11 protein-coding genes are annotated in these 13,292 nt (G+C 71.9%); 8 read left to right on the top strand and 3 right to left on the bottom strand.

Annotated elements, in window-relative coordinates; genetic code table 11:
* Positions 1-339: 339 nt before the first annotated feature.
* The 5 genes from HZS56_RS22380 to HZS56_RS22360 all read left to right on the top strand — a co-directional run bounded on the left by HZS56_RS22380 (position 340) and on the right by HZS56_RS22360 (position 5,132).
* Positions 340-1,962 (top strand): sensor histidine kinase, encoded by a 1,623-nt coding sequence (locus HZS56_RS22380; protein WP_216722553.1) that lies wholly within the window; start codon positions 340-342, stop codon positions 1,960-1,962.
* Positions 1,963-1,988: 26 nt separating this feature from the next.
* The gene (locus HZS56_RS22375; RefSeq protein ID WP_167308645.1) at positions 1,989-2,366 is read left to right on the top strand and encodes a roadblock/LC7 domain-containing protein; all 378 of its coding nucleotides are present in this window, start codon (positions 1,989-1,991) and stop codon (positions 2,364-2,366) included.
* Positions 2,363-2,797 carry a DUF742 domain-containing protein gene (locus HZS56_RS22370; RefSeq protein WP_216722552.1) on the top strand — a complete coding sequence of 145 codons (435 nt, stop codon included), beginning with the start codon at positions 2,363-2,365 and terminating at the stop codon, positions 2,795-2,797. Before HZS56_RS22375 ends, HZS56_RS22370 begins: the two co-directional genes overlap by 4 nt.
* Entirely contained in the window at positions 2,778-3,398 is a 621-nt protein-coding gene (locus HZS56_RS22365; protein ID WP_216722551.1) for a GTP-binding protein, read from the top strand. The genes HZS56_RS22370 and HZS56_RS22365 overlap by 20 nt, the downstream gene beginning before the upstream one ends.
* Positions 3,399-3,617: 219 nt before the next feature.
* Positions 3,618-5,132 (top strand): cytochrome P450, encoded by a 1,515-nt coding sequence (locus tag HZS56_RS22360; protein ID WP_216722550.1) that lies wholly within the window; start codon positions 3,618-3,620, stop codon positions 5,130-5,132.
* On the opposite strand, the gene HZS56_RS22355 is transcribed toward HZS56_RS22360, so the two are convergent.
* Complete coding sequence (locus tag HZS56_RS22355) at positions 5,126-6,082, bottom strand: RluA family pseudouridine synthase (protein WP_216722549.1); 957 nt, start codon at positions 6,080-6,082, stop codon at positions 5,126-5,128. The two genes, HZS56_RS22360 and HZS56_RS22355, sit on opposite strands and share 7 nt — an antisense overlap.
* A gap of 97 nt (positions 6,083-6,179) precedes the next feature.
* Here HZS56_RS22355 and HZS56_RS22350 point away from each other — a divergent pair, with 97 nt between their 5' ends.
* Positions 6,180-6,761 carry a GNAT family N-acetyltransferase gene (locus HZS56_RS22350; RefSeq protein ID WP_216722548.1) on the top strand — a complete coding sequence of 194 codons (582 nt, stop codon included), beginning with the start codon at positions 6,180-6,182 and terminating at the stop codon, positions 6,759-6,761.
* Between the two features lie 480 nt (positions 6,762-7,241).
* Here HZS56_RS22350 and HZS56_RS22345 read toward each other — a convergent pair whose 3' ends face one another.
* Complete coding sequence (locus tag HZS56_RS22345) at positions 7,242-8,087, bottom strand: siderophore-interacting protein (RefSeq protein WP_216722547.1); 846 nt, start codon at positions 8,085-8,087, stop codon at positions 7,242-7,244.
* A 110-nt stretch (positions 8,088-8,197) separates the two neighbouring features.
* The gene (locus HZS56_RS22340; protein WP_216722574.1) at positions 8,198-9,103 is read right to left on the bottom strand and encodes a 5'-3' exonuclease; all 906 of its coding nucleotides are present in this window, start codon (positions 9,101-9,103) and stop codon (positions 8,198-8,200) included.
* Between the two features lie 224 nt (positions 9,104-9,327).
* Here HZS56_RS22340 and HZS56_RS22335 point away from each other — a divergent pair, with 224 nt between their 5' ends.
* Together HZS56_RS22335 and HZS56_RS22330 are read left to right on the top strand one after the other, a co-directional pair.
* The gene (locus HZS56_RS22335) at positions 9,328-10,416 is read left to right on the top strand and encodes a quaternary amine ABC transporter ATP-binding protein (protein WP_216722546.1); all 1,089 of its coding nucleotides are present in this window, start codon (positions 9,328-9,330) and stop codon (positions 10,414-10,416) included.
* A complete protein-coding gene (locus HZS56_RS22330) occupies positions 10,409-13,024 on the top strand; it encodes an ABC transporter permease/substrate binding protein (RefSeq protein ID WP_216722545.1) in 2,616 nt (871 codons plus the stop codon). The genes HZS56_RS22335 and HZS56_RS22330 overlap by 8 nt, the downstream gene beginning before the upstream one ends.
* Positions 13,025-13,292 lie beyond the last annotated feature (268 nt).

Genomic DNA, 13,292 nt, shown 5'->3' with positions numbered 1-13,292 from the left:
CGGAGTCCTCCGCCGGGCCTTCCCGCGTTCGAGGAGCGTTCGGGCCGTTCCGCCCCGTGGCGGTGCGTGGCTTTCGTGCGACCGTTTCCCATTACAGTGTGTGTTCGAGTCGTCGCGTGACGTGCAAATGTGACCGACCCTACTCCGGCAACCGTGCCCGATTCAGGTGCTTGCCGAATATGACACGACGTTGATCCCCTCGGGCTAAGCTCGCCCGCAGCGCACCGGGTTGAGGCGAAATCGCGCGCTTGTTCCCCATGCGTCGATGATCCGTACAACTCCCGACATACCCCGCTGCAAGCTTCCCCATCCCAGCCGATCCGTTGTCAGAAGGCCTACATGGTGAGTGTTGATTCCCCTCCGGGTCGCCGCGAACTTCCCTACGCGCGCGTGCTGTTGCTGCCGGCCATAGGGATGGCCGCGGCCACCGGGGCCGCCGTCGCCCTCGTGACGGAACCGGCCCGGCTCGCCGTCGGCCTGTGCGGTGCCGTCGCCACCCTGCTGGTGATCGTCTCGGCGGCCGAGGCGGTACGCCGCGGGCGCGTCCTGCGGGCGGTGCGGGCCGAACACGCCCGTCACAGCGCGTACCTGGAACACCGGGCCGCGAACCACCACGAGGAGATGGTCCGGCTCGGCGGCGAGGTCATCCCCAACGTGCTCCACGCCATGCGGACGGGCTCCACCCCGCACGAGGTGATGCGCCGCATCGCCGAGGTGAACCCCGCCTACGCCGAACTGGGCGAACCCCAGCGCCGGTTGATCCGCATGGTCTGCGACATCGTCGACCACGAGGACTCCATGCGGGAGTCCGCCGAGCGCTCCTTCGTCGACATCGCCCGCCGCGTCCAGGCGATCGTCCACCAGCAGAACAAGGAACTGCGCGAGATGGAGGAGGACCACGGCCGCAACCCCGAGGTCTTCGACGACCTCCTGCGCATCGACCACGGCACCTCGCTCATCGGCCGCCTCGCCGACTCCATCTCCGTGATCGGCGGCGGCCGGCCCGGACGCCAGTGGCCCGAACCGGTCGCCCTCTACAGCGTGCTGCGCGGCGCCATGTCCCGGATCCTGGAGTACCGCCGGATCAACCTGGCCTCCATCGCCAAGGTCAACATCAAGGGCACCGCGGTCGAACCGGTCATCCACGCCGCGGCCGAACTCCTCGACAACGCCACCCGCTACTCGCCGCCCGGCTCCAAGGTGCACGTCACCGCGACCGAGGTGCAGAGCGGGGTCTGCATCGAGATCGAGGACGCCGGCGTCAGCCTCAGCGAGGAGTCCCGCGCCCGCATCGAAGGCCTGCTGGAACACGCCAAGCGCGGCACCGACGTCCAGGACCTCGCCCAGCACCCGCGCCTGGGCCTGTCCGTCGTCGGCCGGCTCTGCACCCAGTTCGGCATGGACGTCTCGCTGCGCGCCTCCGCGTACGGCGGGGTGAGGGCCATCCTCATCGTGCCCGGCAAGATGATGACCACCGAGCCCGGTGTCGGCCTCGCCCACGGCATCGGCGCCACCTCGATCCCCACCCCGGGCCCGGACGCCCTGCCCGGACCGGAGCGCAAGCCCAAGAAGCGCCGCCCCACCAGCCCCCGCATCCCCGCCACGGTCTCCCTGGAGGACGACGTCCCCGAGGTGACCGAGTGGACGGCCGGCGGCCTGCCGCAGCGGCGCAGCCGGGTCAAGATGCCGCTCAGTCAGCGCCTGGCCGAACAGGCGGCCTGGGAACGCGAGGACGCCGAGCGCGAGGCCCGCCAGGCCGCCGAGCGCGCCCGCAACGGCATTCCCGCTCCCGCGGAGCCCGGGCCCGAACCGGAGAAGGACCAGGGCCTGCCGCCGGGGCACTTCGTCGGCGCCTTCTGGGAGGGCCTCAAACAGCACCCGGGCCACACCCGGGCCCACCAGCAGACCAGCAGCGACCAGCCGGCCCACGCCCCGGCAGACGACGAGGGGAACGTCAAGTGATCGAGCAGCAAGGCAAGTTCGACTGGATGCTCAGGGACCTCTACGACGGTGTCCCCGGCATCGAGATGATCGTGGTGCTCTCCGCCGACGGCCTGCGCATCGCCCGCTACTCCGGCGACCCCGACGCCGCCGACCGCGTCGCCGCGGCCTGCGCGGGCCTGCAGAGCCTGGCGAGCGCCGTCAGCCAGGAGATCCCCACCAGCGACGGCGACATGAAGATGGTGCTCATCGAGATGAACGGCGGCTACTTCTACCTGATGGCGGCCGGTCCCAACGCCTATCTCGCCGTCCTCTCCGACGTGCGCTGCGAACCCGGCAGGATGGGGCTGAGCATGGCCGACCTGGTGGCCCGCATCGGTCCCCACCTGACCAGCCCCGCACGGCGCAACGGGCAGACCGTATGACTCCTCCCAGGCGCCAGAGGCGATCTCCCGGACAGGACCGGCCCGCCGCCTTACCGCCGTCCGGCCGGCCCGGCGCGTCCGGCGCGTCCGGCAAAGAGGGCGAGACCCGCAACCCCGAGCGGCTCTTCGTCATCGGCGGCGAGGGCGGCGGCGAGCGCGCCGACATCGACCTGGTCACCCTGATCGTGGCCCGGGCCGACCCGCCGGTGTCCGCCACCCCCGAACAGGCCGCCCTGCTGCGGCTGTGCGCCGCGCCCCTGTCCGTGGCCGAACTGTCGGCCTACCTGAGCCTGCCGTTCAGCGTGGTGACCGTGCTGCTCACCGACCTGCTGGCGACGGAACTGGTGCACGCCCGCGCGCCGATCGTCCGCCAGAGGGTCGCCGACCGAAACCTCCTCGAAGCGGTGATGCATGGACTTCAAAAACTCTGACACGATCCCGGGCCCACGGACCGAGGACCAACTGCCCCACACCGCCGAAGCCGCCGTGAAGATCGTCATCGTCGGCGGGTTCGGTGTCGGCAAGACCACGATGGTCGGCTCGGTCAGCGAGATCAGACCGCTGACCACCGAGGAGACGATGACCCAGGCCGGCATCGGCGTCGACGACAACTTCGGCTCCGCCTCCAAGACGGCCACCACGGTCGCCATGGACTTCGGCCGCATCACCATCACCGACCAACTGGTGCTCTACCTCTTCGGCACGCCCGGCCAGGAGCGCTTCTGGTTCCTGTGGAACGGCCTGTTCGAGGGCGCCCTCGGCGCCGTCGTCCTCGTCGACACCCGCCGCCTGGAGGTCAGCTTCGACGTCATGGGCCGCCTGGAGGAGCGCGGCGTGCCCTTCGTGGTCGCCGTCAACTCCTTCCCCGACGCGCCCCGTTACCCCGTCGCGGAGCTGCGGACCGCCCTCGACCTGCCCGAGGAGATCCCCATCCTCGACTGCGACGTACGGCGCCGTGCCTCCAGCCGGGACGTCCTGATGACCCTGATGCGCTTCCTGCACGCCCTCGCCATGAAGGGCGCGCTGACCTGACCGCCGGGGCCGGCCGGCCCCCCCCCCCCCCCCCCCCCCCCCCCCCGGTGGGGGGGGGGGCGGGGGGGGGCCGGGCCCGCGGCCCCCCGCCGGGGCGGCGGCGCCCCCCGCCCCGCGCCCCCCCCCCCCCCGCCCCCCCCGGGGGGCCCGCCCCCCCGCCGGGGGCCGGCCCGCCCCCGGCCCCGCCCCCACCCACACCACTTGTTGCGGAGCGAGACTGTGACGCCTGAACGCCACTCCCCGACCGGAACGGGCGACCCCCTGCTCGAACCACCGCCCGGCTGCCCGGCCCACGGCCTCGGCCCGGGCGGGCTGCACCGGCTGCACGAGGCGGACGACCTCGAAGAACTCTACGAGAAGCTCCGCGAGCAGCACGGGCCGGTGGCGCCCGCCCTGCTCCACGACGACGTACCCATGTGGGTGGTCCTCGGCCACGCCGAGAACCTGCACATGGTGAGCACCCCCGCCCAGTTCTCCCGCGACAGCAGGATCTGGACCCCGCTCAACGAGGGCATGGTCAAACCCGACCACCCGCTGATGCCGCACATCGCCTGGCAGCCCATCTGCTCCCACGCCGAGGGCGATGAGCACAAGCGGCTGCGCGGCGCGGTCACCAGCGCCATGTCCGGGCTCGACTTCCGGGAACTGCGCCGCCACATCAAGCGGTACAGCCAGCGCATCGTCAACCGGTTCTGCGAGGAGGGCCGCGCCGATCTCGTCGGCCAGTTCGCCGAGCACCTGCCGATGGGCGTGATGTGCCACCTGCTCGGCATGCCGGACGACTACAGCGACCGGATGGTGGAGGCGGCCCGCGACACCCTCAAGGGCACCGACACGGCGATCGCCAGCCACGCGTACGTCATGGAGGCCCTGAGCCGGCTCGCCACCGCCCGCCGGGCCGACCCGCAGGACGACATCGCCGGCCGTCTCGTCACGCACCCCGCCGGACTCTCCGACGACGAGGTCCGCGAGCACCTTCGCGTGGTCCTCCTGGCCGCCTACGAGGCCACCGTCAACCTCATCGGCAACGTACTGCGGGTGGTGCTCACCGACCCCGGCTTCCGCGCCCAGCTCAGCGGCGGCCAGATGACCGTGCCCGAGGCGGTGGAGCAGTCCCTGTGGGACGAGCCGCCGTTCAGCACCGTCCTCGCCTACTTCGCCAAGCAGGAGACGGAGCTGGGCGGGCGGCGCATCCGCGCCGGCGACGGCCTGCTGCTCGGCATCGCACCGGGCAACGTGGACCCGCGCATCCGCCCGGACCTGGACGCCAGCATGATGGGCAACCGCGCCCACCTCGCCTTCGGCGGCGGCCCGCACGAGTGCCCCGGCCAGGACATCGGCCGCGCCATCGCCGACGCCGGCATCGACGCGCTGCTGATGCGGCTGCCCGACGTCCAGCTCGACTGCGACGAGGACGAGCTGCGGTGGCGGTCGTCGATCGCCTCCCGGCACCTGGTGGAACTGCCGGTGCGGTTCGAGCCGAGGGCCCAGCAGGACATCATGCAGCAGCCCAGCCACACCCCCGTACCGGCGCCGCGCGACGCCTGGCACGTCGGCCTCCCGAAACCCGAGCAGCACAGCGCCCCGCGGATGCCGTCGTACCCGCCCGGCCCGGATCCGGTACCGGTCACCGTGCCCGCGACGGCCGCCCCGGCCCCGTCGGCGCCGGGCACCGAACCGCCCCGCCCCCGCGGCGCCTGGCAGCGCTTCCTGCTCTGGTGGCGCGGCTACTGACCCGCGGCCCACTCCTCGTACGCCGACCACGCGCCGAGGGACCTCGTGCTGCGGAAGCGGTGCTCGCGTCCCGTGACCGGATCGGTGAACGCCAGTTCCCGCGCGAGCAGTTGCAGGGGGCGCCGGAAGTCGCCGGCCGGGACGGGGGCGGCCACCCCGGGGTAGAGGGGGTCGCCGAGGATCGCGATGCCGAGCGTGCTCATGTGGACGCGCAGCTGATGGGTCTGGCCGGTGCCGGGTACCAGCCGGTACCGGCCGAGGCCCCGTTCCGGCCGGTGCTCCAGCAGTTCCACCCGGCTCACCGCGTTGGGCTCGCCCCCGACCTCGCGGGCGGCCAGGATCCCGCGTTCCTTGACGATCCGGCTGCGCACGGTGCGGGGCAGGGCGAGCGCGGGGTCGTACGGGGCGACGGCCTCGTACTCCTTGTGCACCCGGCGGTCCCGGAACAGGGTCTGGTAGGCGCCGCGCTCCCCGGGGCGCACCGTGAACAGGACCAGCCCCGCGGTGAGCCGGTCCAGCCGGTGCGCGGCACCGAGCGAGGGGAGGTCCAGCTCCCGGCGGAGCCGGGCCAGCGCGGTCTCGGTGACGTGGCTGCCGCGCGGGGTGGTGGCCAGGAAGTGCGGTTTGTCGGCGACGACGACGTGCTCGTCGCGGTGGACGACCTCCAGCGGGAAGGGCACCGGCACCTCGGCGGGCGGCTCCCGGTGGAACCACACGTACATCCCCGGCTCGTACGGTGCGTCGTCCGGCACCGGCCGCCCGTCCGCGCCCACGAAGAGCCCGGCGGCGAACATGCCGTCGACCACGCCGGGGCCCGCGCCGGACAGCCGTTCCGCGAGGTGGTCGCGCACCGTGGACCACGCCCCGCCCGCGGGCAGCCGCACCCGCACCGCGTCGATGCCGGCGCGCTGCGGCAGGGGCGAGGGCGGGGGAGGGGTGCGGCGTCTCATCACCTGCCAGCGTACGGGCGCGGTGCGGTCCGAAGGCGGGGCGCCGTCGCCGGAAAAGCGCTGGGACGCGGTCCGGGGCGTTGGCAGGATGCAGTCCATGCCCTACCTGACTCGCCCGGTCCTCGCCGACGGCACCCTCTCCCGAACCCCGCAGCCCACCCTGTCCACCGGCGACGGACTGCTGCTGCGTCCGTGGCGCACCGACGACGCTCCCGCCGTCCACGCCGTCTTCCAGGATCCGCTGATGCACCAGTGGCACGCCCGTGCCGCCGACTCCGAGGAAGAGGTGCGCGGGTGGATCGCCGAGTGGCAGCGGGCGTGGGAGGGGGAGCGGAGCGTCCAGTGGGCGGTGGCCGACGCGTCGGACGACCGGCTGCTGGGCCGGGTCGGACTGCGGGAGGTGGTGCTCGGCGACGGGGTGGCCGAGGTCGCCTACTGGACGGCGCCGGCCGCACGCGGGCGGGGCGTCGCCGCCCGGGCCGCGCGGGCGCTCGCCCACTGGGCCCTGGACGAGATCGGCTTCCAGCGCCTGGAACTGCTGCACGCCGTCGCCAACGAGGCGTCGTGCCGGGTCGCGGGCAAGAGCGGCTTCGGCCTGGAGGGCACCAAGCGCCGTGCCGTCCTCCACCCAGACGGCTGGCACGACATGCACCTGCACGCCCGCGTGCGCGGCGCCTGACCCCGACGGTCCTTGCCCCGGCGCTCCCGCGGGGCGGGGCTGCGGGCGCGGTCCGCGCGACGACGCTCGCGCACCGGTGGACCGGAGCCGGACGGCCGGATGCGCGGGGGCCGTCGCGCCGGCGGGTTCCGGGTGTCCGGAGTCGGGGCCGGGCACGGGCGCTGTGCCCCGGTCCGGCGAGTGTGGTGTGCGGCTGGTGCCGGGCCCGGCGGTGAGCCGGGCAAGGCCGGGGCGCGGGCCGGCGCGGCGCGGGGTGCCGGTGGGGTGGTGGCGGTTCGTTCGGGGAGGGCGTGTGCGGGGCGCAGGGGGTGGCCCGCGGTGGTGCTTGGGTGCGCGTGCGCCCGGCACGCCGGCAGAGGTGGTCGCGCGGCGGTTGCTGCCGGGGGCATTCGTGCCGGGGTGCCGGGGTGCCGGGCTGCCGACTGGAAGGTGTGGCCCGCTGGAAGGTGCGGCCCGCCGGGTGCTCGGCGGGGCGGGGCGTTACGCGGCGGTGGCGCCCGGCTCCTGTTCGGCCTCGATGCGGGCGTTCCACTCGCGCTTCGAGGCCTGCCAGCCGTCCTCGTTGTGGCCGAGCCGCCAGTAGCCGGAGATGGACAGGTCCTCGCGGGGGATCTCGCGCTCCACCCGCAGGTACCGGCGCAGCTCCTTCACACAGGCCGCCTCGCCGTGGACGAAGGCGTGCAGGCGGCCTGCGGGGAACTCCAGCGCGCGCACCGCCTCGACCAGGGCCTGGCCGACCGGGCGGTCGCCGCGGTGCAGCCAGACGACCTCCACGTCGGAGTCGATCTTCTGCTCCTCGTGGGGCCCGTCGATCTCCACGAAGGCGAAGGCCCGGGCACCGTCGGGCAGCGCCTCCAGGGACCGGGCGATGGCGGGCAGCGCGCTCTCGTCACCGGCGAGCAGGTGCCAGTCGGCAGACGTGTCGGGCGCGTAGGCGCCGCCGGGCCCCATGAAGTGGACGGTCTCGCCCGGCCGGACCCGCTGGGCCCAGGGCCCGGCAAGCCCCTCGTCGCCGTGGATGACGAAGTCCAGCGTCATCTCACGGTGCTCGGGGTCCCAGTGGCGCACCGTGTAGGTGCGGGTCACCGGCCACTGCTCGCGCGGGAACTCCTCGCGGATCCGCTCCATGTCGAACGGCTCCGGGTAGGTGGCGCCCCCGGAGGGGAACAGCAGCTTCACGTAGTGGTCGGTGCAGGTGTCCGCGGAGAACGCGGCCAGACCCTCGCCGCCGAGCACCACACGCTGCATGTGCGGGGTCAGCCGCTCGGTGCGGACGACCTGTGCGGTGTGCGGCTTGCGCGGCTTGCGTACCGGACGGTCTGCCATCACGGCCTCCCTGCTCCCTGCGGTGCGGTGTCGATCTATAGCTTAGGTTTACCTAAGCTAGCATCCCCGGCCCGTATGTGGCTCCTGGAAGCCGTCGGCACGCCGACCGTTCAGGCGGTGAGGGTCGTCAGCAGGCGCTGCAGCGATCCGCCCAGGCCCCAGCGGGCGGCCAGCCCCTCCAGGGCCGCCGCGTCGCGCGGGGCGCGCGGCAGTGCGGTGCCGACGTCGGGCAGCGGCACGTCGTCGGCGACCCGGACGACCTTCGGGGCGACATCGAGGTACGGGGCGGCCCCGGTCAGCCGCTTGCGCTGCGAGGGCGTGAGCTTCGCGGCCGGGTCGCCGACGGCGGCCCGGATGCCGGCCAGGTCCCCGAACTCGGCGAGCAGCTTCGCCGCCGTCTTCTCGCCGATCCCGGGCACGCCGGGCAGGCCGTCGCTCGGGTCGCCGCGCAGCAGCGCCAGGTCGGCGTAGCCGCGGCCGTCCACCCCGTACTTCTCGCGCAGTGCCGCCTCGTCGGTGAGGCTGAGGGTGCCGACGCCCTTGACGGGGTAGAGCACGCGCACGCCGCGGGCGTCGTCGACGAGCTGGTAGAGGTCCCGGTCGCCGGTGACGATGTCGACGGGTCCCGCGGCCCGCGCGGTGTACGTGCCGATGACGTCGTCGGCCTCGTATCCGGCCACACCGACCCGGGCGATGCCGAGCGCGTCGAGGACGGCCTCGATGACCGGGACCTGCGGCGACAGCGTGTCGGGCACCTCCTCCTCGTCCGGCCCCGCCGGGTGTTCCTCGGCGACGCGGTGCGCCTTGTAGGAGGGGATCAGCTCGACCCGCCACTGCGGCCGCCAGTCGGCGTCCATACAGGCGACCAGGTGGTCGGGCCGGTGGTCCCGCACCAGGCGGTCGATGAAGTCGAGGAGCCCGCGCACCGCGTTCACCGGGGTGCCGTCGGGTGCCCTGACGGAGTCCGGTACGCCGAAGTAGGCGCGGAAGTAGAGGGAGGCGGTGTCGAGGAGCATCAGTCGTCCGGTCACGCCTCGATCATGCCGTAGGACGTGTGGACGGGCGATGGAGAACGTGTGAACTGGGTCACTCGTATGTTTGGCGCATAAGGAACGGGGCAGGCGCGCAGCCGGGCCGAAGCTGGTTGATGCATTCAACTGTTAGCGAGTCTTCGTAGCAGTGGGTTCATGCAGGACCGGCCTTCATGCCCGTGTCCCTGCCCCCGACTCAAGAGGTAAGCGTGTCAGCCAGACTAGAGGCCGAAAACCTGTACAAGGTCTTCGGCAGGAAACCGGCCCAGGCGGTCGACCGGCTGCGTCAGGGAGCCGACCGGGAGGAACTGCGCGCCGACGGGACCACGGCCGCCGTCATCGACGCGTCCTTCACCGTGGAGCCCGGCGAGATCTTCGTGGTCATGGGGCTGTCCGGGTCCGGCAAGTCCACGCTGCTGCGCATGCTCAACGGTCTGTCGGAGCCGACGGACGGGCATGTCCGCTTCGGCGGCGAGGATCTCACCGAGATCAGCGAGCGCCAGCTGCGCGACGTCCGCTCCCGGAAGATCAGCATGGTCTTCCAGCACTTCGCGCTCTTCCCGCACCGCAGCGTCCGTGACAACGCTGCCTACGGTCTCGAAGTGCAGGGCGTGCCCCGCGCCGAGCGCGAACGCCGCGCCGACGAGGCGCTCGCCCTGTGCGGCCTGGCCGGCTGGGAGAAGTCCTGGCCGGACGAGCTGTCCGGCGGTATGCAGCAGCGCGTCGGCCTGGCCCGCGCGCTCGCCACGGACGCCGAGCTGCTGCTGATGGACGAGTCCTTCAGTGCGCTCGACCCGCTGATCCGGCGCGACATGCAGGACCAGCTGATCGAACTGCAGAAGAAGCTGAAGAAGACCATCGTCTTCATCACCCACGACCTCAACGAGGCCATGCGCCTGGGCGACCGCATCGCCGTCATGCGGGACGGCCGGATCGTGCAGATAGGCACCGCGCAGGACATCCTCATACGTCCCGCCAACGACTACGTCGCCTCGTTCACCCAGGACGTCGACCGCTCCCGGGTCCTGACGGCGCGCGCCGTCATGGAGACCGAGGTGCGCGGCGACGAGGCCGACTGCGCGTGCGAGACCGCGAGGCCCGACACGCCGTTCACCGAGCTGTGCGCGATCAGCGCCCGCGTCCCGCACGCGGTCGCGGTCGTCGACGGCGACGACGACCGGCTCGTCGGTGTGGTCCCCTCCCGCCGTCTCGTGGGCTTCCTCGGCGACGAGACGGCCGAGCCCGGCACCTGCGACAGCCCGCGCGACAAGGGCGGGAAGGTGATGGCTCGTGCCTAGGATCCCGCTCGGCGACTGGGTCAACAGCACCGTCGACTGGCTGCTGGACCACGTCGCGTGGCTCTTCGACTTCCTGAAGACCGTCTTCACCGGCACCTACGACGGCATCAACGCCGTCCTCCAGGCGCCCGAACCGCTGCTCCTCGCCGGTATCTTCGCCGTCATCGCCTTCTGGCTGCGCGGCACGTTCGCCGGTGTCCTCACCTTCCTCGGATTCGCGTTCATCGTCTCCATGGAACTGTGGGAAAACGCGATGGTCACCCTCGCGCTGGTGCTCGTCGCCACGATCATCGCGCTGGTCGTCGCGGTACCCGTCGGCATCTGGGCGGCGCGCTCCGACCGGGTCAGCGGCATCGTCCGGCCCGTGCTGGACTTCATGCAGACGCTGCCCGCGATGATCTACCTCATCCCGGCGATCCTGTTCTTCGGGACCGGAGCCTCCGCGGGCATCGTCGCCACCCTGATCTTCGCGCTCGCCCCGGGCGTGCGCATGACCGAGCTGGGCATCCGGCAGGTCGACAAGGAACTGGTCGAGGCCGCCGAGGCCTTCGGCACCACGCCCCGCAACACCCTGCTGCGCGTGCAGCTCCCGCTGGCCCTGCCGACGGTGATGGCGGGCGTCAACCAGGTCATCATGCTCGGCCTGTCCATGGCCGCGATCGCCGGCATGGTCGGCACCGGCGGCCTCGGCGGCGACGTCAACGAGGCCATCGGCCAGCTGAACGTCGGCCTCGGCTCCGAGTCCGGTGTGGCCATCGTGATCCTCGCGATCTACCTGGACCGCATGACCAGCGCCCTGGGCACCCAGGTCTCGCCGCTCGGCCGCCGCGCCGCCGCCAAGGCCCGCAGCCTCGGCGGACTGAAGATCTGGTCCTACCGCCCCCGTCCGCAGGTCGCCGTGATCGGCGTCGTGATCCTCGGCCTGGTGGCCGGCGGCATGGGCGTCTTCGGCGGCTCGGACGACTCCGAGAGCGTCGCGAGCGGCAGCAAGGTCGGCGAGGGCAAGAAGGTCACCCTCGGCTACGTCCCGTGGGACGAGGGCGTCGCCTCCACGTTCCTGTGGAAGGAGATCCTCGAACAGCGCGGCTACGAGGTCGAGGCCAAGCAGTTCGACGCCGGGCCGCTCTACACCTCGCTGGCCCAGGGCGACATCGACATCGTCACCAACTCCTGGCTGCCGACCACCCACGAGCAGTACTGGAAGAAGTACGGCGACCGGCTGGACGACCTCGGCTCCTGGTACGACGAGACCTCGCTGGAGCTGACCGTCCCCGCCTACATGGAGGACATCAACTCGCTGGCGGACCTCAAGGGCAAGGCCGACCAGTTCGGCGGCAAGATCACCGGCATCGAGTCCAGCGCCGGTGAGATGGGCATGCTGAAGGACACGGTCGCCAAGGAGTACGGCCTCGACCAGGAGTACAAGGTCGTCGACAGCTCCACCCCGGCGATGCTGGCCGAGCTGAAGCGGGCCATCAGCAAGAAGGAACCGATCGTCGTCACGCTCTGGTCCCCGCACTGGGCGTACAACGACTACGACCTGAAGAAGCTGAAGGACCCCAAGGGCGCCTGGGGCCAGGGCGACGGCGTGCACCTGCTCTCCCGCAAGGGCTTCGCCGGTGACGACCCCACCGCCGCCCAGTGGATGAAGGACTTCAAGTTCAGCGAGAAGCAGCTGACCAGCCTCGAGGCCGAGATCAACAAGTCCGGCAAGGGCAAGCAGCAGGAGGCCGTCCGCACCTGGCTGAAGTCCAACCCGGGCGTCGTCGACAAGCTCGCCCCGGTCGAGGGCGGCAGCGGTGACACCCCCGCCGAGGCCAAGCGGCCCGTCGACGTGGCCTTCTTCCCCTGGGACGAGGACATCGCCGTCAGCTACCTGTGGAAGAACGTCCTGGAGCGGCGCGGCTACAAGCTGAACCTGAAGCAGATGGACGTCGGCCCGGCCTACACCGGTCTGGCCTCCGGCGACCTCGACGTCAACTTCGACGCCTGGCTGCCCTACGGCCAGAAGAACTACTGGGACAAACACAAGAACAACCTCACCGACCTGGGGACCTGGTACGAACGCACCTCCCTCGACATCGCCGTCCCGTCGTACGTGAAGGACGTCAAGTCCATCGCGGACCTCAAGGGCAAGGGCGACCTGTTCGACGGGAAGATCATCGGGATCGAACCCGGCACCGGTCAGATGCAGCTGCTGAAGAACCAGGTCGTGCCGGGCTACGGCCTCGAGGACGAGTACGAGGTCGTCGACGGCTCCTCGCCGGCGATGCTGGCCGAGCTCAAGCGCGCCCTCGCCAAGAAGGAGCCGGTCGCGGTCACCCTGTGGACGCCGCACTGGGCCTACAGCGAGTACGAGCTGACCAAGCTGAAGGACCCGAAGACGGCGTTCGGCGAGAGCAACACGATCCGCAACATCTCCAGCAAGCAGTTCCCCGAGCAGTACCCGCAGTTCACGAAGTGGCTCAAGAACTTCAAGATGAGCGAGGACGAGCTCGGCAGCCTGGAGGCCGAGATCAAGGACCGCGGTCAGGGCCACGAGGAGGAAGCCGTCGCGGCCTGGCTGGAGGAGCACCCGGACATGGTCGGCCGGATGACCCCCCAGTAGCGGAACCGGGCGGGTGACCGTCCGGCAACCGAGCAGCAACCCAGTAGTACGGCCGCCCGAGGGGTGGACCCGCCGTGAGGCCGGGTCCACCCCTCGGTCCGTGTGGAAGACGGACACGGTAAGGATTCGGCCAACCACGGAGAGCGAAGTGCGTGCCTGAGCCTCGCCCCGCCCGCCGCGGAAGGGCTGACGGGAACAGACGGGATCCCCGGGACCTTGTACGGGTGAGGCCGGTGGGCGGGGCCGCCGGGTGGCGGGAAACATGAGG

This window comes from Streptomyces mayonensis, assembly GCF_018982965.1.
GTDB classification, from domain to species: Bacteria; Actinomycetota; Actinomycetes; order Streptomycetales; family Streptomycetaceae; genus Streptomyces; species Streptomyces mayonensis.
The sequence above is the reverse complement of the archived record's forward strand: the minus strand, read 5'-3'. Positions and strand labels throughout refer to the sequence as shown.